The sequence below is a fragment of the Nocardia sp. PE-7 genome (assembly GCF_030486425.1).
GTDB lineage: Bacteria > Actinomycetota > Actinomycetes > Mycobacteriales > Mycobacteriaceae > Nocardia > Nocardia salmonicida_A.
In genome coordinates, this window is record NZ_CP129614.1 from 771,262 (window position 1) to 793,127 (window position 21,866).

General features: G+C 67.9%; 23 protein-coding genes. 6 read left to right on the forward strand and 17 right to left on the reverse strand.

Features of this window, described 5'->3' with window-relative positions; genetic code table 11:
• Window positions 1–112: 112 nt before the first annotated feature.
• From QX204_RS03515 to QX204_RS03525, 3 genes are read right to left on the reverse strand one after another with little or no spacing between them, the layout of a single operon-like run.
• On the reverse strand, window positions 113–919 hold the full coding sequence (locus tag QX204_RS03515) for an ABC transporter ATP-binding protein (protein ID WP_301905149.1): 807 nt from the start codon (window positions 917–919) through the stop codon (window positions 113–115).
• A 12-nt stretch (window positions 920–931) separates the two neighbouring features.
• The gene (locus QX204_RS03520) at window positions 932–1,987 is read right to left on the reverse strand and encodes a FecCD family ABC transporter permease (RefSeq protein ID WP_301905150.1); all 1,056 of its coding nucleotides are present in this window, start codon (window positions 1,985–1,987) and stop codon (window positions 932–934) included.
• Window positions 1,984–2,982 (reverse strand): iron chelate uptake ABC transporter family permease subunit, encoded by a 999-nt coding sequence (locus tag QX204_RS03525; RefSeq protein WP_301905151.1) that lies wholly within the window; start codon window positions 2,980–2,982, stop codon window positions 1,984–1,986. The genes QX204_RS03520 and QX204_RS03525 overlap by 4 nt, the downstream gene beginning before the upstream one ends.
• 156 nt (window positions 2,983–3,138) lie before the next feature.
• On the opposite strand from QX204_RS03525, the gene QX204_RS03530 reads away from it, so the two are divergent.
• On the forward strand, window positions 3,139–3,852 hold the full coding sequence (locus tag QX204_RS03530) for a DUF8020 domain-containing protein (RefSeq protein WP_301905152.1): 714 nt from the start codon (window positions 3,139–3,141) through the stop codon (window positions 3,850–3,852).
• Window positions 3,853–3,970: 118 nt separating this feature from the next.
• On the opposite strand, the gene QX204_RS03535 is transcribed toward QX204_RS03530, so the two are convergent.
• Complete coding sequence (locus tag QX204_RS03535) at window positions 3,971–5,536, reverse strand: MFS transporter (protein ID WP_301905153.1); 1,566 nt, start codon at window positions 5,534–5,536, stop codon at window positions 3,971–3,973.
• Window positions 5,537–5,632: 96 nt separating this feature from the next.
• On the opposite strand from QX204_RS03535, the gene QX204_RS03540 reads away from it, so the two are divergent.
• Window positions 5,633–6,790, forward strand: a complete 1,158-nt coding sequence (locus tag QX204_RS03540; protein ID WP_301907897.1) for a DUF5925 domain-containing protein — start codon at window positions 5,633–5,635, stop codon at window positions 6,788–6,790.
• Here QX204_RS03540 and QX204_RS03545 read toward each other — a convergent pair.
• From QX204_RS03545 to QX204_RS03555, 3 genes are all read right to left on the reverse strand, one after another.
• Window positions 6,787–7,023: a hypothetical protein gene (locus QX204_RS03545; RefSeq protein WP_301905154.1), complete on the reverse strand. Its 237-nt coding sequence runs from the start codon at window positions 7,021–7,023 to the stop codon at window positions 6,787–6,789. The two genes, QX204_RS03540 and QX204_RS03545, sit on opposite strands and share 4 nt — an antisense overlap.
• A 19-nt stretch (window positions 7,024–7,042) precedes the next feature.
• Window positions 7,043–8,260: an MFS transporter gene (locus QX204_RS03550; RefSeq protein WP_301907898.1), complete on the reverse strand. Its 1,218-nt coding sequence runs from the start codon at window positions 8,258–8,260 to the stop codon at window positions 7,043–7,045.
• Window positions 8,261–8,373: 113 nt separating this feature from the next.
• Window positions 8,374–9,219 (reverse strand): NAD(P)H-binding protein, encoded by an 846-nt coding sequence (locus QX204_RS03555; RefSeq protein ID WP_301905155.1) that lies wholly within the window; start codon window positions 9,217–9,219, stop codon window positions 8,374–8,376.
• 95 nt (window positions 9,220–9,314) lie between these two features.
• Here QX204_RS03555 and QX204_RS03560 point away from each other — a divergent pair, with 95 nt between their 5' ends.
• Together QX204_RS03560 and QX204_RS03565 are read left to right on the forward strand one after the other, a co-directional pair.
• Window positions 9,315–10,247 carry an AraC family transcriptional regulator gene (locus QX204_RS03560; RefSeq protein ID WP_301905156.1) on the forward strand — a complete coding sequence of 311 codons (933 nt, stop codon included), beginning with the start codon at window positions 9,315–9,317 and terminating at the stop codon, window positions 10,245–10,247.
• A gap of 7 nt (window positions 10,248–10,254) precedes the next feature.
• A complete protein-coding gene (locus QX204_RS03565; protein WP_301905157.1) occupies window positions 10,255–10,674 on the forward strand; it encodes an acyl-CoA thioesterase in 420 nt (139 codons plus the stop codon).
• Window positions 10,675–10,750: 76 nt separating this feature from the next.
• Here the strand turns inward: QX204_RS03565 and QX204_RS03570 are convergent, their stop codons facing one another.
• From QX204_RS03570 to pdhA, 7 genes are all read right to left on the reverse strand, one after another.
• Window positions 10,751–10,969, reverse strand: a complete 219-nt coding sequence (locus QX204_RS03570) for a hypothetical protein (protein ID WP_301905158.1) — start codon at window positions 10,967–10,969, stop codon at window positions 10,751–10,753.
• Window positions 10,970–11,095: 126 nt separating this feature from the next.
• Window positions 11,096–11,899 carry an SDR family oxidoreductase gene (locus tag QX204_RS03575; protein ID WP_301905159.1) on the reverse strand — a complete coding sequence of 268 codons (804 nt, stop codon included), beginning with the start codon at window positions 11,897–11,899 and terminating at the stop codon, window positions 11,096–11,098.
• 175 nt (window positions 11,900–12,074) lie between these two features.
• Window positions 12,075–13,442 (reverse strand): uracil-xanthine permease family protein, encoded by a 1,368-nt coding sequence (locus tag QX204_RS03580; protein ID WP_301905160.1) that lies wholly within the window; start codon window positions 13,440–13,442, stop codon window positions 12,075–12,077.
• A gap of 85 nt (window positions 13,443–13,527) precedes the next feature.
• Window positions 13,528–14,259 carry a hypothetical protein gene (locus QX204_RS03585; protein WP_301905161.1) on the reverse strand — a complete coding sequence of 244 codons (732 nt, stop codon included), beginning with the start codon at window positions 14,257–14,259 and terminating at the stop codon, window positions 13,528–13,530.
• A gap of 68 nt (window positions 14,260–14,327) precedes the next feature.
• Window positions 14,328–15,650 (reverse strand): dihydrolipoamide acetyltransferase family protein, encoded by a 1,323-nt coding sequence (locus tag QX204_RS03590; RefSeq protein WP_301905162.1) that lies wholly within the window; start codon window positions 15,648–15,650, stop codon window positions 14,328–14,330.
• Window positions 15,651–15,664: 14 nt separating this feature from the next.
• A complete protein-coding gene (locus tag QX204_RS03595) occupies window positions 15,665–16,639 on the reverse strand; it encodes an alpha-ketoacid dehydrogenase subunit beta (protein WP_056817967.1) in 975 nt (324 codons plus the stop codon).
• The gene (pdhA, locus tag QX204_RS03600) at window positions 16,636–17,718 is read right to left on the reverse strand and encodes a pyruvate dehydrogenase (acetyl-transferring) E1 component subunit alpha (protein WP_301905163.1); all 1,083 of its coding nucleotides are present in this window, start codon (window positions 17,716–17,718) and stop codon (window positions 16,636–16,638) included. The genes QX204_RS03595 and pdhA overlap by 4 nt, the downstream gene beginning before the upstream one ends.
• A 172-nt stretch (window positions 17,719–17,890) precedes the next feature.
• On the opposite strand from pdhA, the gene QX204_RS03605 reads away from it, so the two are divergent.
• On the forward strand, window positions 17,891–18,385 hold the full coding sequence (locus QX204_RS03605) for an Lrp/AsnC family transcriptional regulator (RefSeq protein WP_301905164.1): 495 nt from the start codon (window positions 17,891–17,893) through the stop codon (window positions 18,383–18,385).
• Between the two features lie 13 nt (window positions 18,386–18,398).
• Here QX204_RS03605 and QX204_RS03610 read toward each other — a convergent pair whose 3' ends face one another.
• On the reverse strand, window positions 18,399–19,601 hold the full coding sequence (locus QX204_RS03610) for a benzoate/H(+) symporter BenE family transporter (RefSeq protein ID WP_301905165.1): 1,203 nt from the start codon (window positions 19,599–19,601) through the stop codon (window positions 18,399–18,401).
• Window positions 19,602–19,883: 282 nt separating this feature from the next.
• On the opposite strand from QX204_RS03610, the gene QX204_RS03615 reads away from it, so the two are divergent.
• Complete coding sequence (locus QX204_RS03615) at window positions 19,884–20,693, forward strand: sulfurtransferase (RefSeq protein ID WP_301905166.1); 810 nt, start codon at window positions 19,884–19,886, stop codon at window positions 20,691–20,693.
• A gap of 16 nt (window positions 20,694–20,709) precedes the next feature.
• Here QX204_RS03615 and QX204_RS03620 read toward each other — a convergent pair whose 3' ends face one another.
• Entirely contained in the window at window positions 20,710–21,396 is a 687-nt protein-coding gene (locus QX204_RS03620; RefSeq protein ID WP_301905167.1) for an HNH endonuclease family protein, read from the reverse strand.
• 57 nt (window positions 21,397–21,453) lie between these two features.
• A complete protein-coding gene (locus QX204_RS03625) occupies window positions 21,454–21,816 on the reverse strand; it encodes a hypothetical protein (RefSeq protein WP_056817960.1) in 363 nt (120 codons plus the stop codon).
• Window positions 21,817–21,866 lie beyond the last annotated feature (50 nt).

The following is a 21,866-nucleotide window of genomic DNA, read 5'->3' on the forward strand; positions in this document are numbered from 1 at the left end:
TTTCTTTTCGAACGGTGAAAAGCGGTGGGCTGTCTGCTCATCCGCTGATCACTGGGGTGAGCTGGTCACCCCGGTGGCCACGGTCGGCCTCGAACTCGGGATCGCGGCTGGTCTAGCGCACCTTGGCGGCATCCTCTGCCAGCGGAATCACCAGCGGTGTACCGGTTTCCGGATCGTCGACGATCCGGCACCCCAGCGAGAAGACCTCGTCCACGAGTTCGGCCGTCACGATGTCGGCGGGCGCGCCGGTGGCGACCACGCGCCCGTCACGCATGGCGATCAGGTGATCGGCGTAGCGGAAGGCGTGGTTGAGGTCGTGCAGCACGGCTACGACGGTCCGCCCGGAATCCCGGTTCAGCGACCGGCACAGATCCAGAAGCTGGATCTGATAGGCGATGTCGAGGTAGGTCGTCGGCTCGTCGAGCAGGATCAGCGGGGTGTCCTGGGCGAGCACCATCGCGATCCACACCCGCTGGCGCTGACCGCCCGACAGCTCGTCGACCATCCGTGCCGACAACTCGGTGACACCGGTCGCCGCCATCGCCGACGCGACGGCTTCCTCGTCGGCCTTCGACCACTGCCGCAGCAGCGTCTGATGCGGATAGCGGCCCCGCGCGACGAGATCGGCGACCCGGATGCCGTCCGGCGCGGTCGATGTCTGCGGCAGCAGACCGATCTGCCGGGCCACCTGCTTGGCCGGATAGGAGTTGATCGGTCTGTCGTCGAGCAGCACGGTCCCCGAGTCGGGGGTGAGCAGCCGGGCCAGCGCGCGCAGCAGGGTCGACTTGCCGCACGCGTTCGGGCCGATGATCACCGTGAACTTGCCGTCCGGGATGTCCACCGACAGCTGGTCGCTGATCGTGGTGCCCTTGTAGCCGAGGCGAACCCGGTCGGCGCGCAGCCGTGAAGTCTCGTTCATGTCTTCGCTTTCCTAGTTCCGTCGCGCCTCGGCGACCAGCAGATACGCCAGGTACAGACCGCCGACCGAGACGGTGACGAGGCCGACCGGCACGGTCGTCGGCGCGAACGCGTGCTGGGCGATCCAGTCGCAGGTGATGAGCAGCATCGCCCCCATCGCGGCCGAGGGCGCGAGCGCGATCGACGGGGTCCGAGCCAGCCTGCGCGCCAGATGCGGTGCGGCGAGCGCGACGAACGCGATCGGGCCCGCGACCGCCGTCACCACCGCGGTGAACGCGACGCTGAGCACGATCAGCCACAGCATCGCCCGGCTGACGTTCAGGCCGAACGCGCGAGCGGTGTCGTCGCCGAGTTCGAGGATCTGCAAGCGCGGGGCCGCGGGAACGAGCGCGATCGCCAGCAGAGCGAGGATCACCACCGCGGGACCGACCTGCGGCCACGAGAGTCCGTTGAGCGTGCCCGCGCCCCAGGCCGCCGCCGACATCGCCGCGTCCAGGTCGGCGCGCAGGATCAGCCAGGTGTTGATCGAGGCCAGCATGGCGCTCACGCCGATGCCGACGATGATCAGCCGGAACCCGGTGACATTGTGCCGGAAGGCGAGCAGATGGATGACCAACGCGGCGCCGAGCCCGCCGATCACCGCACCCGTCGCGGTCTGCAGGTGTCCACCGCCCAGGGTCAGGATGGCGATCAGCGCGCCGGTGTAGGCGCCGGTGTTGAACCCGACGATGTCCGGGCTGCCCAGCGGATTTCGGGTCACCGACTGGAGGATGGCGCCGCTCACGCCCAGCGCCGCACCGAGGATCAGGGCGAGCAGGATGCGTGGCAGCCGCCAGTCCCACACCACCAGGCGGTCGAACCGCTCGTCGCCGATGACCAGCGCGCGCAGTACCCGCAGCGGCGGGATCAGGTAGTCGCCGCTGCCGAGCGCGATCACCGCAGTCACCACCGAAATCGTCAGCAGAACAGCGCAAACCACGAGGGTGCGCACGCCGATACGGGCGGAGAGACGTCCTCCGCGCGGCCGGACCACCAGCATCGCGCGGCCGAAATCTATCGTCGAACTCATGCGGCGGCACCTACTCTTGCGCGACGGGCCAGCCAAATCAGCACCGGCGCACCGAGGAACGCGGTGACCAGGCCGGCGGGTACTTCATCGGGACGAATGACGATGCGGCCCACGATGTCCGCCGACAGCACCAGGATCGGCGCCAGCACCAGCGAATAGGCGAAGATCCAGCGCTGATCGGGCCCGATCAGCCACCGGGACACGTGCGGAACCGCGAGTCCGACGAACGCGATCGGGCCCACCGCGGCGGTCGCGGTGCCGCACAGCAGCACCACCGCCAGCGCGGTGAACAGGCGCGTGCGGCCCACGTGTACGCCCAGCGAGTGCGCCAGGTCGTCGCCAAGCGCGACGGCGTTGAGCGAGCGCGCGCACAGCGCCGCGATGATCAGTCCCGCCGCGATGAACGGGGTCGCGCCGACGAGGATCTCGAACCCGCGTCCGGTGAGGCCGCCGGAATCCCATTGGCGCATCTCGTCGAAAGCCTTGGGGTGCATCAGGATCAGGCCCCTGGTCAGGCCGCCGAGCACCGCGGTGGCGGCGACGCCTGCCAGCGTCAGTCGCACCGGGTCGGTGCCGGATCTTCCCGCGGTGCCGACCCGGTAGACGACGACCGACACCAGGGCGGCGCCGAGGAATCCGAACCAGACGTAAGAAGTGATCTCGCTGACACCGAACATCGCGACGGCGATGGTGATCGCGAAGGCCGCGCCCGCGTTGACGCCGAGCAATCCGGGGTCGGCCAGGGGGTTGCGGGTCAGGCCCTGCATCAGGCAGCCCGCCACGCCTAGCGCGAGCCCCACGAGCAGTCCGAGCAGCGTGCGTGGAACCCGATATTCGGTGACCGTCACGTGGTCAGGGGTGGTGCTCGCACCGAACAGCGCCTGCCAAACATCGCTGATGGCAATAGCTTTCGTGCCGACCAACAGGCTGAGCGCACAGACTGCCGCCAGTACGAATACGGCAAGAAGCCACCCGCACCAACGCGGATTTCTCATCGTGGTTTCTCTCTAACGGCGAAACTGGGTCGTCATGCAGGTTAGCCTAAGCAAGGTCTTGATAGGTGAGGCTTACCTCGCTATGGTCACATCTCGCCCGGACCACAGCTTGTGCGCCGCGCATCTCACCACGAGGAACACGAAAGGTTCACCCCCGTGAAAATCACCAAATTCGCCCTGCTGGCATCCACCGTCAGCGTTGCCCTCGGCATCGCTGCCGGAACCAGCCACGCAGCACCTGCCGCGGATGAGCCGATCAACTACACCTCCACCACCACCGAGACCTCGACGGTCATCGGCACCGACTCGGGCTCGCTGGTGGTCGAGGACGGCGTGTTCAAGATCAAGGCCGCCAATGGCACCACCGTCGCGGGTAGTGAATTGTCCTTCCGGGTAGACGAATTCGTGTTCCCGATCGCCGCCGATATCTCGGGTCGCACGGCGACGCTGACCCCCCAGTTCGACCTGGCGCACGCCACCTACAAGCCGGTCGCGCTGCCCTACGAGGACAAGGCTCCGTGGAAGAGCGAATACGACCGTGAGCAGGCGGCGTGGAGCCGTCTGGGCAGCACCATCTCCCTCGGCGCCAGCATCGCCACCCTCGTCGGCGGTCTCGGCGGCGGCGCGATCGGTTGTGTGCTCGGCGGCATCGCCGGCGCCACCATCGCCTCGGCCACCATCGTCGGCATGTTCGGCCCGTTCATCCCGGCCGCGGCTGTCGGCTGCATCGCGGGCATCATGGCCATCGGCGCGCTCGGCACCCTCGCGGGCCAGATCTTCATCACCGCTCCCGTCGCGATCATGGCCGCGGTGCAGTACTTCACCACCATCAACTCCCCGATGCCGACCCCGGCCCCGGCTGCCAAGTAGGCCGAAGACTTCGGCTGAATAGCCGAATCCGAACCTCGCGGAGGGGACAACTCAGCGAGTAGCGAATCCCGCCCGATCAGCATCGGGCGGGATTCGTTGTGTCCGAACGACGTTGGGTTCAGTCGGTGACGGATGCCTTGTCGTCGGGTGCGGGGATGTGTCGCAGCAGGCCGATGACCAACCCGGCGGCGACCGCCGTCAGCCCGATGCCGACCACCGAGTTCACCTGCAGCGCATGGGTGTAGGCCTCACGGGCGATCGTGGTCAACTCGGCGCCGAACGGTTCGGGCAGCGCCGACGCGACGTACAGGGCGCCCGCGAGCGTGTCTTCCGCGGTGTGGGTGATCTCCGGCGGAAGTCCGGCGGGCAGTTGCTCTGTCATCTGTCCGCGGTAGACGGCCGTACCGATGCTGCCGATCACCGCGACGCCGAGTGCGGCCGAGAGTTCCTGACCCGTTTCGGAGATGGCCGAGGCGGCACCGGCGCGTTCCGGGTCCACCGCGCCGACGATCAGATCGAGGCCGAGGACGAACATCGGGCTCAGGCCGAGCGAGAACACCACCATGCCGGTGACGATCAACGCGAGGTCGTCGCTGCCGGAGAGCTGAGTGAACAGCGCGTACCCGGCCATGGCGATGATCAGACCGCCGGTCATCAGGTAGGCGGGCCGGATCTTGGGCGCGAGCGCGCTCACCACACCGGCCGCCACCACCATCGCGGCCGCCTGCGGCACGGTCCACAAGCCGGCCTCGAATGCCGAAAGGCCCAGCACCAGTTGCAGATACTGCGAGAGAAGTAGGAACAACCCACCCATCGCCAGCATGGCCACCATCAACGCGACCAGCGAGCCGCTGAACCGGACATTGCTGAACAGGCGCAGGTCGATCAGCGGGTTGGTCAGGCGCTTCTGGCGCAGGACGAACACCGTGCCGAGCACCAGACCGGCGACCAGGACGCCGACGGACTCGATCGACCAGCCGTCTTTGGCGAGCTCCTTGATGCCGTAGATGACACCCATCACCGACAGCAGTGACAGCAACGCGCTGAGGATGTCGAGCTTGCCCGGGTTCGGGTCCTTGTACTCGGGCAGCAGGAACGGGCCGGTCGCCAGCAGCAACACCATCGCGGGCACCGCGACCAGGAACACCGAACCCCACCAGAAATTCTCGAGCATCGCGCCACCGACGAGCGGTCCGATCACCATGCCGACCATGAAACTGGTCATCCACACGCTGATGGCGGTGGTGCGCTGGCGGTCGTCGTGGAACATATTCCGGATCAGCGCCAGCGTGGACGGCATCAACGTCGCGCCCGCGATGCCGAGCAGCGCGCGGGTGCCGATCAGCATGTTCGCGCTGGTCGAGTACGCGGCGATCACCGAGGCGATGCCGAAGGCGAGCGCGCCGATCATCAGGAGTTTGCGGCGGCCGATGCGGTCGCCGAGGGTGCCCATGGTGATGAGGAAGCCGGCGACGAGGAAGCCGTAGATGTCGAGAATCCACAGCAGCTGTGAACTGCTGGGTTCGAGTGCTTCGCTGATGCTGGGGATCGCCAGGTAGAGCACGCTCAAGTCCATCGAGATGAGCAGCGTCGGCAGGGCGAGGACGGCGAGCCCGATCCACTCCTTGACCCCGGCCCTCGTGGTGGCTTCCGGCGGGGACTGGTCGTGCTGAGTCGACGTCACACTACGACCGTACCGACGGGTACACCCCCGGTGCCAGTGAGTTTTCGGCAGTGCTCGCCGTAAGTCATTGGACATTCCCGGCGGACGGCCACGATGATGGGCTCGGTGTCCACACGTAACGAACAGCTCAGGCTCGTCGATTCGCCGCGTCGACCGGAGGATCAGGGCGAACCGTTCCCGTGGTCGGCGACCATCGACTCCACCTATTCCACCCGTGATGCGATCGACGCGTTGGCCCTTGCCCCATTCCTGCGCGGCGACCAGCCCTTCGCCCGCCAGGCCCACCTGGACCGAGTGCGTCCCGACGCGCCGCTGCGGCCGACCGATTCGCGGATCGTTCGCTCGGTCGCCGACGACGACAGCAGTGCGTTGCTCGCGGCCGGTGACGGCTGGGCACTGCGGGCCGTGCGGTGGGCGAGTGGTTCGGCCACGATCGAAGTGACCGCGGTGAGCGACGAACTCGCCGTCGAAGTATTGGCTACGGCCACCGAAGGCGCTTCACTGTCACGTGACAGCGAAGCCACGGTGGAGATGGGGTTCTGGCACATGGATGTGCGGCGCCCCGCGCGCAGACGTCGTCAGATCGCCGCGCCCGCCTGGTCGGAAATTCGCGGGAACTACACCGGCGGGGTGGCCGCGGGCATGGAGCGATTGATGGGGCTCGGCGTCGCCGACATCAAGGGTCGGCTGGTGCTGCTGCACGGCGAGCCCGGCACCGGCAAGACCACCGCGCTGCGTGCGCTGGCGCGGTCGTGGGCACCGTGGTGTCAGGTCGACTGCGTCGTGGATCCGGAAGAACTGTTCAGCAATCCCGGCTACCTGATGGAAGTGGCGGCGGGTGCCGACGGCGACGACGAGGACGGCCGCTGGCGGCTGCTCGTACTGGAGGACTGCGACGAGCTCATCCGCGGCGAGGCGAAAGAAGCCGCGGGCCAGAAACTTTCGCGTCTGCTCAATCTCACCGACGGCATGCTCGGCCAGGGCCGCAATGTGTTGATCGCGATCACCACCAACGAAGACCTCTCCCGCCTGCACCCCGCCGTCGTCCGGCCGGGCCGCTGCCTGGCCCAACTCGAGGTCGGCCGGTTGTCGGCAGCCGAAGCCGACGAATGGCTCAGTCGCCAGGACAGCGCTCCCACCGCGCCGAGCTTTCCCGACGGCGCGACCCTCGCCGAGTTGGTCGCCCACCGCGATGGCGGCATCCAGATCCAGTCGACCATCGACCACTCGACCGACGTCGGAATGTACCTCTAGCGATCGGCGTCGCGTGCTTCGACGACGTCCCTGGCCTCGACCAACGAGGCGTCCGGCCGAAGTTGTCGATACGCCCTGATCGCCTGGATCTTCTTCCCTTGGCGCACGAGATCATCGACCTCGCTGAGGTCCAGCTCCGATGCGGGGTCCGTGATTTCCAGGTGCCGCATGATCAAATCGAGCTTGCGTTCGATCCTCAGTAGTTTCGCTTCGTTTCTGTCTTGGGCGAACATTCTTCCAGGGTAGGTGACTTCAGCGGCGGACGACCGGAGCGGCGACGGCGCAGGCGAGGGTGAGTACGAGGGGTACGAGCAGCGCCGCGGTGAGGGGGATGACGGCGGTGAGCCAGCCGATCATGGCGGGGCCCGCGAGTAGGCCGAGGTATCCGATCGTGAAGACGCGGGACATGTCGGTGGCGGCGGTCGTGCCACCGAGATTGCCTGCGGTCGAGAAGATCTGGGGAACACCGCCCGCGAGGCCGAGTCCGCACGTCGCCCAGCCGAGGAGGGTGAGCGGGAGCCAGGGGGAGGCGATGACGAGGGCGAATCCCGCTGCGGCGAGCAGACTTCCGTAGCGGACGATGGCTACCGGGCCGATGGCGCCGCTCACCCGATCGGCGAGGAAGCGGCCGAGGGTCATGGTGGCGGAGAAGGCGCCGAACGCGAGGGCGGCACCGGCCTCGGACGCGCCGAGTCGTTCGCGAACCTGTAGCGCGCTCCAGTCGGCCGCGACACCTTCCGCGAGCAGGAGGACGAACGCGATGCTCCCGAGCAAGAGCACTTTTCGTGTCTGCGTGGTGCGGAGCCGGGTGGAATCGGCGGGATCGGCCTCGTCGGCCATGTCGTAGTGCTCTGCATGTGAAAGTGGTTCAGCCCGGTGGTGGCTGACCAGGTGTGGTACCAGCGCCGCAGTGACGAGCAACCCGCATACCGACGCACAGGTCAGCGTCACTTGCGGCGCCCAGCCGGCGTGCAGAGCAGCCGCGCCCAACAGCGAGCCGGCGAACCCGCCCGCCGAGTACATCGCATGAAACGCGGACATGATCGGTCGGCGATATGCCCGTTCCACTTGCACCGCCTGGGCATTCATCGACACATCGAGCGCGCCGTTGCCGATTCCGAAGCAGGCCAGAGCGATCGCCAAGGTGATCGGATCGGTCGCCAGTCCCGGGCCGAGCACTGTCACCGAAACGGCGGACGCGGCCAGCATGACGAGGGTGCGGCTGCCGAACCGGTCGGCGGCGGGGCCCGCGAGCCGCATACCGACCAGCGCGGCGCCCGCCATCAGCAACACGAGCATGCTGAGCGTCGACGTCGACACCCCCGTCCGACCGGTGATCGCCGGAATGTGGACTACCCACATGGCCAGCAGAACCCCGTTCAGCGTAAAAGCCGCGAACACCGCCGCCCTGGCCAACCGAAGACGACGGTCGATTGCTGCTGAACTCACCACCTCGACGGTACCGGGCATCGTCGAGGACTCACCGTCGCGGCACAGTCGGTAGTTCAAGATCATCAGGCCATCAGGGATTTTCGCTCTCGGGCGATGTCTCCCAGATGACCTGGTGATCAACTGTCCAACAGCTATCGTTGGGGTGTCCAGGCTCCGCCGGCGGCGGTCTCCTTCGCGTACTCGGTGAATTCGCGGGGCTCGCGGCCCAGGGCGCGGCGGACGCCGTCGGTGGGCGCGGAGTTGCGTCCGTCGAGGATGGTGCCGAAGAGGTAGTCGAGCAGGCTGATCACGTCGTCGGGGACCTGGTATTCACTCAGGGCCGCAACGAATTCCGGTCGGGACACGGGGATGAAGGCGATCTCGCGGCCGGTGGCAGCGGCGATCTCGCCGACCGCATCGGCGAAGGTCAGGGCGCGTGGGCCGGTGAGCTCGTAGAGCTGACCCTCGTGACGGGGGTCGGTGAGCGCGGCGGCCGCCACCTCGGCGATGTCGTCGACGTGCACGAACGGCTCCGGCACATCGCCGTTGGGCAGCGCCACCGCACCGGCGAGCACGTCGTCGACGAAGGCGCCTTCGCTGAAGTTGTGGGCGAAGAAGGAGCAGCGCACGATGGTCCAGCTCAGGCCCGAATCCCGCACGATCTCTTCGCATTCCAGCGCCTCGGGTTCACCGCGACCGGACAGCAGCACCACCGAGCGCACGCCCGCGGATCGGGCGGCGGTGGTGAACGCGCGAATGGTGTCCGGTGCGCCGGGCACGGCCAGATCGGGCTGGAAGGCGAGGTAGACGGAGTCGACGCCGGTGAGCGCGGGCGCCCAGGTCTCGCGGTCGGTCCAGTCGAAGGGGATCGCGGCGGTGCGTGAGCCGTGGCGGACCGGTCGACCGGCGGCTTCGAGGAGCGCCGCCACTCGGCTGCCGGTCTTGCCCGTCGCGCCGGTGATGAGGGAAAGCTGCTGGTGAGAGGCTGTGTTCGTCATGAGATAAGTACACCGTGGCGCGGCTCGCGGCAACATCGTCGTGCCGCTCACGAACATGCGTTGTCGTCTACGCGTTGTCGTCTACTGTGGAGAGGGTGGATGCGTTAGCCGGTCTGCTCGAAGGTCCACGCGCCCGCGGCGCGTTCCTCATGTGTTCGCTGCTGAACCCGCCGTGGTCGTTGCGCGTGCAGGACGAAGCCCCGCTCACGGTGCTCGCGATGATCCGCGGAAAGGCTTGGGTCAGTACGGATTCGATGCCGCCGCGGCAACTCGGCACGGGCGATGTCGCCGTTTTCCGTGGGCCGCAGCCGTACACGGTGGCCGACGATCCGCTGACCGAACCCCAGATCGTCATTCGTCCGGGGCAGGTATCCACGACGCCCGACGGTGAAATCCTGTGCGAGACATTGAGTCTCGGTGTCCGTCAGTGGGGCACCGATCCCGATGGCGAAACGCTGATGGTCACCGGAACCTACGAATCGGCGGGGGCGGTGAGCCGGCGTTTGCTGCGCGCGCTGCCGCAGGTCGCGGTGCTGCCACGTGGCGAGCTCGATTCTCGACTGCTCGACCTGCTCGTCGACGAGGCGACCAAGGACCTGCCCGCGCAAACCGTCGTCCTCGACCGGCTGCTCGACCTGCTGCTCATCGCAGCCCTGCGCGCCTGGTTCGCCCGCGACGATGCCCCAGCCTGGTACCACGCCTACAGCGACCCGCTGGTCGGCAAGGCTCTGCGCCTGCTCCAGCACAATCCGGCGCATCCGTGGACGGTGGTGGCCCTGGCCGAGGCCGTCGGCATGTCCCGCGCCGCGCTGGCCCGCCGGTTCACCGAGTTGGTCGGGGAACCGCCGATGAGCTTCTTGACCGAATGGCGGCTCTCGCTCGCGGCCGATCTGCTCGCCGAATCCGATGCGACGGTGGAATCCATCGCCCACCAGGTGGGGTACGGCAGCGCGTTCGCGCTCAGCACCGCCTTCAAACGGCACTTCGGGGTGAGCCCGCGCGACCACCGGCAGCGAAGCGCGGCATGATGGCCCGATGAGCTATCCCGTCCTGTGGCCGATGCCGACCCGGTGGGCCGACAACGACCAGTACGGCCACGTGAACAACGTGACCTACTACTCCTACTTCGACACCGCCGTGAACGCCTGGCTGATGCGCGCCACCGGCGCCGACATCACCGCGCTGCCCGCGCTCGGCGTCGTCGCGCAGACATCGTGCCGGTTCCACGGATCGGTCAGCTTCCCCGACCAGTTACAGGTGGGGCTGCGGATTGCCCGCCTCGGCAACTCGAGCATCACCTACGATCTGGCGATCTTCCGCGAGGGCGACGCCGGTCCGGAGCTTGCCGCGACCGGCGAATTCGTCCACGTCTATGTCGACGCCGACACCCGCAAACCGGTCGCGATACCCGAGGTAGTGCGGGCGGCAGCGGCAGAACTCGTCACCGACGAGTAACTCCTCCCTGACGCTCAGGACGCTATGACCCCTACCTCGGGGGGTCGAGTGGTCCGGAGTCCGTCGGGGTGTGCGGTCAGGATGCTATGACCCCTACCTCGGGCCATTCGCTTCCACGGCGGGCGCGCAAGATGATCTGGCCCGCCGGCGAGTAGCCCGGCGGGCTGGGTAGTGCGGCGAAGGTGGTTTTGTCGATCACCACCGACGAGTCGAGTTGTTCTCGGCTCGGTCCCCAGTGGTACTCGACCTCGGTGCGTTCGTCGCGAACCTTCTTGAAATACATCAGGTGTGCCATCGCCGGATCTCCGCGTAGACCTCCGCCGGGCAGCGGATCGTGACCGGCGGCTACCGACCATCGTGGCAGGAATCGAGCGATCTCGCCGCTACCTCGCCGAAATTTTTCTCGCGGACCGACCGGTTCTCACGCGCCGAGCATGGACTGGAATCGGCGCATGCCGGAAATCCACCGGTCGTAGTCGGAACCTTTGTTGCGGTACATCTGCAATACCTCGGGGTGCGGCAGGATCAGGAAGTGTTCTGCGGCCATCGCTTCGACGACGGTGTCGGCGACCTCCTCGGGGGAGAGCACCGCGCCCGCCGTCTTCACGGCCTTGATCGCCAGCGCGCCCGCCTCCGGGGCGTCGGGGATGAGGCCACCGGTGAGCAGTTGGGTGTCCACGCCCATCGGGCACAGGCAGCTCACACGAATGCCCTTGTCGCCGTAGGTGACCGAGAGCCATTCCGCGAACCCGACGGCGGCGTGTTTGGTCACCGAGTAGGGGGCGGAACCGATTTGCGTGAGCAGGCCCGCCGCCGACGCGGTGGAGACGAAATAGCCGCTGCCGCGCTCGAGCCAGCCGGGGACGAGCAGCTTGGCGGCGCGTACGTGGGCCATCACATTCACCTCGATGGTGCTCGCCCACTGGGCCTCGGTGCTGTCGAGACCGGGTCCGCCGCCGATGCCCGCGTTCGCGAAATACAGGTCCACCGGCCCGAATTCGCGTTCGGCGGTGGCGATCAACTCCGCGATGACCAGCTCATCGGCCACATCGCCACCGACCGCGATCGCCTTGTCGCCGAGTTCGGCCGCCACCTTCGCCGCGCTGTCCGCGTCGAGATCGGCGACGACGACCCGCGCGTCGCCGGCGACGAGACGATAAGCGAGAGCGGCGCCGATGCCCGCACCCGCGCCGGTGACGATCGCGACCTTGCCTGCTATCTCCATGCCCGCACTGTAGTTTTTGGAGCGCTGGCGCGCTCGAGTTCGCGCCCCTGGCGGGACGGGCGCGAACCGCCGACTGCGTCGGCGGCCCCTCCTCGAGGTCGGGGCGTGCGGGCTGGGAATGAGGTCATCGCGGAGGGGAGCGCGGATAGGGTCGGGACTGGTTCTTTCGGCTCGATCAGGCGGTGACGGCGGGTTTCGGGGTGCTGGGCAGGGGCGGCGGTGGTGTGGTCGTGGCGCGAGCGAGGGTACCCAGACGGGTGTGGTTGAAGACCAGGTTGAGCAGGAACGCGGTGGCCGCGCCGAGGGTGACGCCGCTGTCGAGCAGGATCTGCGCCGAGGTGGGGAACTTGTCGAACATGTCCTTGGTGAACACCGGCAGCAGACCGATGCCGATGGCGGTGGCCGCGACGGTGGCGTTGACCCGGTCCATCAAGTCGGCTTTCAGTAGCGTGGTGACGCCGACAACGGCGACCGTCGCGAACAACACCAGCCCGACCCCGCCGACCACCGGCTTCGGAATCACCGCGACCACCTCGCCGATGCGTGGCACCAAACCGAGCACCACCAGGATCGCGCCGCTCACCGCGGTGACATACCGGCTGAAGACCCTGGTCGTGGAGACCGCGCCGACATTCTGGTTGAAGATGGTGTCGACGAACGCGGTGAAGATTCCGCCGAGCACGCCCGACAGGCCGTCGCCGACCAGGCCGCGCGCGAGATCGCCTCTGCTGAGCGGTTTGCCGGTGATCTCGCTGATCGCCAGCATGCTCGCGGTCGACTCGGCGAACACCACGGCCATCACGATGCTCATCGCCACCACCGCGGTCACCGGGAACTGCGGTGACCCGAAGTGGAACGGCTGCGGGATACCGATCCAGTCGGCGGTACCGACTCCGGCGGTGCTGATCAGACCCATCGGCAGCGCGATCACGATGCCCGCGACCAACGCGATCAGCACGCCGAGCTGCGACCACACGCCGCGCCCGAGGCACACGAAACCGACCGCTATCAGCACGACCACCGCGGCCAGCCCGATATTCGACGGCGAGGCGAAGCTCGACGACTTCGGATCGGTCCCGATGATCAGGCCACCGGCGACCCCGATCAGCGACACCCCGACCACGGTGAGCACGGTCCCGGTGACCAGCGGCGGGAAGAACCGCACCACCCGCGCGAACGGCCACGCCAGCGCGACGCCGACCACACCGCCGATCAGCATCGACCCGTACACAGCGTCGAGCCCGTATTCCGCGGCGATCAGGATCATCGGGTTGAGCCCGACGAACGTGGCGCCACACACGATCGGCAGTCGCGCACCGGCCAGCTTGCCCACACCGAGGCTCTGCACCAGCGTGATGATGCCCGCGACCAGCAGGTCAGCACTGATCAACAGCGCGATCGTCGCCCGGTCCAGCCCGGCGGCCGCACCGAAGACCAGCGGCACGGTGATGCAGCCGGTGTACATGATCAGGACGTGCTGAATGCCGAAAGCCAGTTGCCGAGCGAACGGCAGCCGGGTGTCGACGGGATGTGCCTCACTCATGTAACAGGTTGTAGTCCCCGTTTTTTACCGTGAGTGAGCTCCGTGTTTCGTCGGCGTTGCGGGTCGGATATATCACCCGGTGGGTTCAATACTGCTGGTAACCGCCCTGCGGGTAGCTCGGTCGCTGCTGTGCGGCCCGGATCCAACGCCCGGTCGACCCGGCTGCGGCGAGGCACAGGATCAGCGTCGCGAACCCGGCTTGGATCAGGCCGATGGTCACACCCGCGACCGAGCTCACCGCGGATCCGAGAGTGAATACGAGGGAGACGAGGCCGCCGAGCGCGGTGAGTGACGCCAGGATGATGATGATCACTCGGCCGGCGGATTTGCGAAGGAACAGCAGGATCGCGCCGATGAACCACAGCGCGGCGACGCTGGCTCCGATCGCGAAGTAGGTCATCACCAACGAGGAGAGGGGCACGGACTCACGCGCGAAGCTACCGTCCGACGTCTGCACCAGCGGGCCGGCGCTGTTGTCCCCCAGAATCCCGTAGCCGATCGCCAACCCTGCCCCGCCTATCAACGAAAGCAGCAGGGCGAGAACAGCTGCGGTGATCGCGGTGCCCCCGGTGGCGGGTAGTTGGGGGTAGCCGTAGCCGGGTGCGCCGGGGCCGGGCATTCCATATCCGGGAGAACCGTAGCCGGGCACAGGAGCGCCGTACCCGGGAACGCCGGGGCCCGCTGCGCCGTACCCGGGAGCTGCTTGGCCATACGGGTTGTACCCCTGCTGACCGACAGGCGGATAGCCCTGACCTTGTTGAGGCCCATGCGGATACCCCATCACGTCCCCCCAGTTCTCGGCTGCGTCTGCCGACATTCGTTCGTGCGGTGGCCAGTCCGGTCGGACGCGCACCGCCCCGCACTATACGGCGATTTCCGCCGCTCTCAGATGCGGCTGAGCAGGGTCAGCGGGTCCTCCAGGAAGCCCGCCGTGGTGGCGAGGAAGCGGGCGCCGAGTTCGCCGTCGACCATGCGGTGGTCGAAGCTGAGGCCGAGGGTGGTGACCCAGCGGACCGCCAGTTCGTCGCGGAAAACCCAGGGGCGCTTACGGATCGCGCCGACGCACAGGATCGCGGCTTCACCCGGATTCACCAGGGGGACGCCGCTGTCGACGCCGAAGACCCCGACATTGGTGAGGGTGAAGGTGCCCCCGCGCAGGTCGTTGGGGGTGGCGTTGCCGGAGCGCGCGGTGTCGGCCGCCCAGGTGATCTCGCGGCACAGTTCGCGCAGGCTCAGCGCTTGCGCTTCCTTGAGATTGGGCACCATCAGGCCGCGATCCGAGGCGACCGCGATCCCCAGATTCACATAGTGCTTGGTGACGATCTCCTGGTTCTGCTCGTCCCAGGCGGTGTTGATCCCCGGGTACTCCGCGATCGCCGCCAACGTGGCCTTGGCGACCAGGGCCAGGGGCGTGAGGGTGAGGTCTTCGAAGGACTTCGTCGTGCGCAGGTGGTCGAGCAGTTCCATCGAGGCGGTGCAGTCGACGGTGACGAAGGTGCTGGCCTGCGGAATCGTGCGCGAACTGGCCTGCATCGCCGCGGCGGTGCGTTTGCGGATACCTGTGATGGGAGTGCGTTCTTCGCGGGCGGTCGGTTCGATCAGGCCGTCGGGATCGGTGACGTGACCGTTCGACGGCCGCGCCGGCGCGACATCACCGAGGCGGGCGGGGGTGCGCGGCTGTGTCACCGGCACAGCCGAGCGCACGTCGTCGACGGTGACTGCGCCCTCCGGCCCCGAGCCCGCGACGAACCACAGGTCGATGCCGAGTTCCTTGGCCAGCTTGCGGGCCGCGGGGGTAGCCGCGGCGCGATGGGTGCTCGGCGTGCTCGCCGCCATCGACGGCGTGGCTTTCCTTCTCCGCGAAGTAGATTCGGCCTCGGGGCCGTAGCCGACCAGCACGTCCGTGCGGGGCTCGGCGGTCGGCGGCGCCGTCACCTCGAGGTCGTTGCGCACCCGGATCAGCGGCGCGCCGACCGGTACGGTGTCGCCGGGCTCGGCCAGCAGTTCGACCACGACCCCGGAGAACGGCGACGGCAGCGCCACCACCGCCTTCGCGGTCTCCACCTCGGCGATGGTCTGGTTCAGTTCCACCGTGTCGCCGACCGCTACGGCCCAGGACACCAGGTCGCCGTCGGCCAGTCCTTCGCCCAGGTCGGGGAGGCGGAACTCGAGAACATGACCGTCGTCGTCGGCGGCTGGTTCCGGCACGAGGGCACCTTTCATCACGCGGTCAGGCAGCGGTCGACCGCCGCCAGAATGCGGTCGGGGTCGGGCAGGTGGTGCTTTTCGAGCTTAGCCGGGGGATAGGGGATGTCGTAGCCACCGACGCGCAACACCGGCGCCTCGAGGTGATAGAAGCAGCGTTCGGTGACGCGGGCGGCGATCTCGGCGCCGAGCCCGGCGAACACGGGCGCCTCGTGCACGATGACGAGTCTGCCGGTCTTGACCACCGACTCGGCGATCGTGTCGACGTCGATCGGCGAGAGACTGCGCAGGTCGATCACCTCGAGCGAATGTCCTTCCTCGGCAGCGATCTTCGCCGCGGTGAGCGCGGTGGCGACGGTGCCGCCGTAGGCGACGACGGTGGCATCGGCGCCGCGGGTGCAGACCCTGGCCTTGTGCAGGGGCAGATCCGGTTCGCCTTCGAAATCTACGTCGGCCTTGTCCCAATAGCGACGTTTGGGTTCGAAGAAAACCACCGGGTCGTCCAGTGAGATCGCCTGGCGAATCATCGAATACGCGTCGGCGGGCGTACTCGGTGATACAACGCGAAGGCCCGCGGTGTGCGCGAAGTACACCTCGGGCGACTCCGAATGGTGTTCGACCGCGCCGATGCCACCGCCGAAGGGAATGCGGATCGTCAACGGGGCCTTGATCTTCCCGCCGGTACGGTTGTGGATCTTGGCCACCTGGGAAACGATCTGGTCGAAGGCCGGGTAGACGAAACCGTCGAACTGGATCTCCACCACGGGCCGGTACCCACGCAAGGCCATCCCGAAAGCCGTTCCGACGATGCCGGATTCGGCCAGCGGCGTGTCGATGACGCGGTTGTCGCCGAAATCCTTCTGCAGGGTGTCGGTCACGCGGAACACGCCACCGAGTCGACCGATGTCCTCGCCGAGCAAGACGACCTTGGCGTCGTCTTCCATCGCGCTGCGCAAGCCGGTGTTGAGGGCGGCGGCGAAGGTGGTGATCATGACTGCGCTCCTTCGGCGAGGTAGGCCGAGAACTGTTGACGCTCTTCGGTCATCAGCGGGTGCTCGGTCGCGTAGACGTTGTCGAACATCCGCTCGGGATCGGGGTCGGGCATCTCGATCGTCGCGGCGCGCAGGCGGCGGGCGACGTCGTCGGCCTCGTCGGTGACCTGCTGGGCGAACTCGGGGGAGAAGTGGCCTTCGCGTTCGAGGAGCAGTCGCACGCGGTCGATGGGGTCGCGCTGGGCCCAGTACTCGGTGTCGGCGGCGGTCCGGTAGCGGGTGGGGTCGTCGGCGGTGGTGTGCGGACCCATGCGGTAGGTCATCGCCTCGATGAAGGTGGGGCCGCCGCCGGTGCGGGCGCGTTCGACAGCCTGCCGGGTGACGGCGAGGACGGCGAGCACGTCGTTGCCGTCCACCTGTACACCCGGGATGCCGTAGCCGTCGGCCCGGCGCACCAGCGCGACGTTGCTCTGCACGGTGACGGGTTCGCTGATCGCCCAGTGGTTGTTCTGACAGAAGAACACCACCGGCGCGCTCCACGCCGCGGCGAATCCCAGCGCCTCGGCGATATCGCCGGTGCTGGTCGCGCCGTCACCGAAGTAGGCGATGGTCGCGATGTCGGCGCCGTCGAGGTGGGCGGCGTAGGCGTAACCGGTGGCGTGCAGGCCCTGGGAGCCGACGACGATGTTGGCGTTGGTGATGTTGAACTCGGTGGGGTCCCAGCAATGGTGGGAGACGCCCCGCCACAGGGCGGTGAGTTGCTCGGGCGGCACGCCACGGCAGTAGGCGACGGCGCTCTCGCGGTAGGAACAGAAGACGTAGTCGTCGGGGTGCAAAGCGTGTGCCGAGCCGACCTGCGCGGCCTCCTGGCCCAGCAGTGGCGGCCACAGTCCGAGCTGGCCTTGGCGTTGCAGTGCGGTCGCTTCGACGTCGATCCGGCGGGTGACGACCATGTCCCGATACAGCTGCCGCAATCGCGCCGCATCGATGTCGGCCACCAGCGCGCCGTGCGCCTTGTCGAACACCCGACGGCCGTCGGGCTGCACCAGCTGGACCGGGTAGGTCTGCTTCTGCGACATCGTGATCGCCTCCTCGTCACCGTGCCTTGTGAGCCGATGCAAGTACGCCACGCCGCTGAGCGCGATGTGTATCCCTTCAGCATCCCCCATAACGCGGTATGCGCAAGCGATGCGCGCTCAAATGAGCAGAATGCATGGTCTGCGGGGGATCGGCGCTGTCATACTGCGTTGTATGACCAGTGGCGAACCTCACGCCGTGACACTCGACGCCACCGACGCGCGGCTACTGCGCGAACTGGTAGCCAACCCACGGGCCACCGGGGTGGAGCTCGCGGCGCGCCTCGGCCTGTCGCGCAACACCGTGCAGGCCCGTCTGGCCCGTTGGGACAGCGGCGGGGTGCTCGGCAGCTTCGAACGCCGGGTGGAACCCCGTGCCCTCGGCTATCCGCTGGCAGCGTTCGTCGCGGTCGTGGTCGACCAGCATCGACTCGACCCCGTGGTGGACGAGCTGGCCGACGTCCCCGAGGTCACCGAGGTCTGTGGCATGACCGGCGCCACCGACCTCACCGTGCGCATAGTCGCCCGCGACGCCGACGACCTCTACCGCATCGCGGGCCGAATTCTGAAGATCCCGGGTGTGGAGCGCACCAACATGGCTCTGGTCATGCGCGAACTCGTCGGCCCCCGAACCGGCCCCCTACTCGACCGACTGGCCGATCCGAACTGAACTCCACGAACCGTCAGGTGCCGGTGGGCAGGAAACGGCGGACGACCAGGCCGGCCACCAGGGCCCAGAAGGCGCCGCCGATGCCGAACAGGGTGGTGCCGGAGGCTGCTACGAGAAAGGTGACCAGGGCTGCCATGCGATGGGTGGGATCGCTGAGGGCGCCGGTCAGGGCAGCGGCGAGGGTGGCGAGCAGGGCCAGACCCGCGACGGTTTCGATGGTGCCCGCGGGGGCGGCGGCGATGAGGGTGACCAGGGCGGCGGAGGCGAGCCCGAGGACGAGATAGGCGGCGCCCGCGGTGGCCGCGGCGATCCACCGGCGTTTCGGGTCAGGGCTGGCGCTGGGGGCGGCGGCCAGGGCGGCGCTGATGGCGGCGAGATTGATCGCGTGGCCACCCGCCGCGGCGCCGAGGATGGTGCCGATGCCGGTGACGAGCATGGCGGGCCGCCACGGAACCTGGAAGTCGAACGAGCGCATCACCGCGACGCCGGGAATGTTCTGTGACGCCATGGTGACGATGTAGAGCGGGACGGCGATGCCGATGATGGCCTGCCAATGCCATTGGGGAACAGTCCATTGCACCGTCGGAACCATGGCGGACAATTCCAGGTGCCGGTCGTTCACGACGATGTCGATGCCCGTGCCGACGGCCGCCGTGGCGAAGGCGACGAGCACGGCCCATTTGGGTGCGAACCGTTGCAGAACCAGCCACACCACGATGACCGGGACGACCACGGCGGGCGAGGTGCGCAGCGCCTGCACCGGGGCCAGACACAGCGGCACGAGGACACCCGCCAGCATCGCCTGGGCGATCGGCACCGGAATCGCGGCGACCAGCGAGCCGAGCCGTTGCCACAGTCCGGTGATCACGATCAACACGCCGGTCACCGCGAAGGCAGCGACCGCGCCGGGCCAGCCGCCCGCGACAAGTCCCGTGCTCGCGAGCAGCGCCGCGCCGGGTGTCGACCAGGCCAGGGTGATGGGTATCCGGTATCGCGAACTCAGCAGCAGAATGCCGATGCCCTGTGTGAAGCACAACACCAGCAACCCCGACGCCGCCTGCGCCGGACTGGCCCCCACCGCGCGCAAACCGCTCAATACCACCGCGAACGAACTGGTGAACCCGACCAGTGCCGTGATCGCGCCCGCGCCGAGCGGCTGCGCGATTCCCGCCGGTTCGTCGGCGATATCGGGGGAAGTGGTGGAGACCTGCGACATTGTGCCGATATTGCCCGATGGATCTGCCCTCGTCGCCTACCAGTCTCGCGAAAGTGGACTGTTTCATCTGCACCGCTCGTCGGTCCAGTTCCGTCGACCGGCCTCAGCGGACCTCGGGTCGTGCGGTGCCGGTGTCCGCCCCGGCGGCGTTGCCCGCCGTGACCGACAGCGCGGAGAGAGAGCGGGAAGGGGCAAGTCCCGTGTCGTCGGACGGCGCGGTGCGTAAGGTGGCGGGAACTGTTTCGCAGGTGGGGGCCTCGGTAAGGAGTGGGATTGGGCGCGGTGTTGATTTCGTCGGCGGAGCTTCGGGAAGAGCTGGCGGACAGGGCGATTCATCTACTCGATGTGCGCTGGGCGCTGGGCGATCCGAATGGGCCGCAGCACTATCTCGACGGGCATATTCCGGGCGCGGTGTTCGTCGACCTGGAGACCGAGCTGGCCGCGGCGCCGTCGCCTGCCCGCGGCAGGCACCCCCTGCCAGAGCCCGCCACCTTCGAGAAGTGCGCGCGCAGTTGGGGATTGAGCGATGGCGAGCCGGTGGTGGTCTATGACGCGACCGGCGCGACGGCGGCCGCGCGCGCATGGTGGCTGCTGCGGTGGGCGGGTGTGGACAACGTGCGCATCCTCGACGGCGGGCTGCCCGCCTGGATCGCGGCCGGTGGCGAACTCGCGACCGGTGCCGAAGCGGACCCGGTCGGCGGTGACCTGGTGGTTCGTCCCGGTCAGCTGCCGGTGATCGATGCCGATGCCGCCGCGAAGTGGCCGGGCGTACTGCTCGATGCGCGAGCCGGCGAGCGTTATCGCGGAGAGGTCGAACCGGTCGACCCGCGACCAGGACATATTCCCGGTGCGGTGAGCGCGCCGACCGCCGAGAATCTGGACGGCACAGGACATTTCCGTAGCGCCGACGACTTGCGTGCGCGCTTCGCGGGCTTCGGCGAAGGTCCGGTCGCGGTGTATTGCGGATCCGGCGTCACCGCCGCCCACCAGATCGCCGCCCTCGAAGTCGCGGGCATCGAGGCCGTGCTCTACCCGGGCTCGTACTCGCAGTGGTCCAACGATCCGAAGCGGGCCGTGGCCACCGGAGCGTGAGCGCTGCTGCCGGTCCTCACGGACAGCTCCGGGCGATGTCGTGGAGAGCGGCATTGTCGGCGGCGGTGATCGGTAGGTCGTAGTCGACCGCGACGGTGAGGTACTTCGCCGCGTAGAAGCAGTGGTTGGGCCGCGCGGGCGGGAGCCATCCGGACGGGGTGTCGTCGCCTTTGGACTGGTTGGTGGATGCTCCGGTGGCCAGGAGGTTGATCGCGAGATCGTTGGCGAAGCGGCGGCGTTTGTCGGGGGTCCACGCCGCCGCGCCCATATCCCATGCGGCGGCAAGCGGGTAGACATGGTCGATCTGGATGCGGCCGCCGTCGGACTTGCTGAAAGCGATGTCGGTGCCGGTGTAAGGGTCGGTGAGGATGCCTTCCACGACCACGCAGCGGCCACGATGGACCACCTGGCGCAACTGCATGGCCAGGACGTTGTTGCGGGTGTCGCAGCCGTCGTGACTGCCGGGGGCATCGGAATCATCGGTCCAGGCCGGGCCGAAGACGCAGGCCTGGCCCGCCTTGCAACCACGTTCGTAGCCGCCCGGTCGAGGGCGCGAGACGATGACGCGCACCGTGTCGAGCAGGGCGGTGACCTCGGCGCGCGTCGGACTGCCCGGTGCGGGAGCGACCGGCTCAGTCGGCCCGATCACCCCGCACCCGGCGATCGCGAGCACCAGCACGAGCAACCACGCCGCTTTCCCCATACCCGCAGGTTGTAGTCGGTGGCACCGACAATTACCGCTGATGGGTCAGTTCTTGGCCTATAACCAGGCCCGGGCCAGCAGGTCGTCGGCGGCGAGGCCACTGGCGATCGGTGGGAAGCGCGTCGCCGCGATCGAGGAAACATGGGCGCCGTCGTGGCCGACCAGCCAGGAACCGCCACGCTCTTCGCACTCGGCGATCTTGGCGAAGACGGTGAGCAGGAAGGTGATGGATTCCCGGGGGTCGATGGTGTGGGCCAGGCGCTGGGATTCGCCGGGCCGCGACAGATCGAGCCAGACGCCGGCTTGGCCGTCCAGGCGCATACCCAGGATCTTCGTGGTGTCGATGAAGGTGAATTTGCGCCGTTCCCAAGGGGTGTTGGGTGTGTAGCTCTGCTCGAGAACCTGGAGCAGAATCGTCATCGCTGCCCTCCGCACGAATTACAAGGGGTCATCGGCCGAACCGGTTCGAG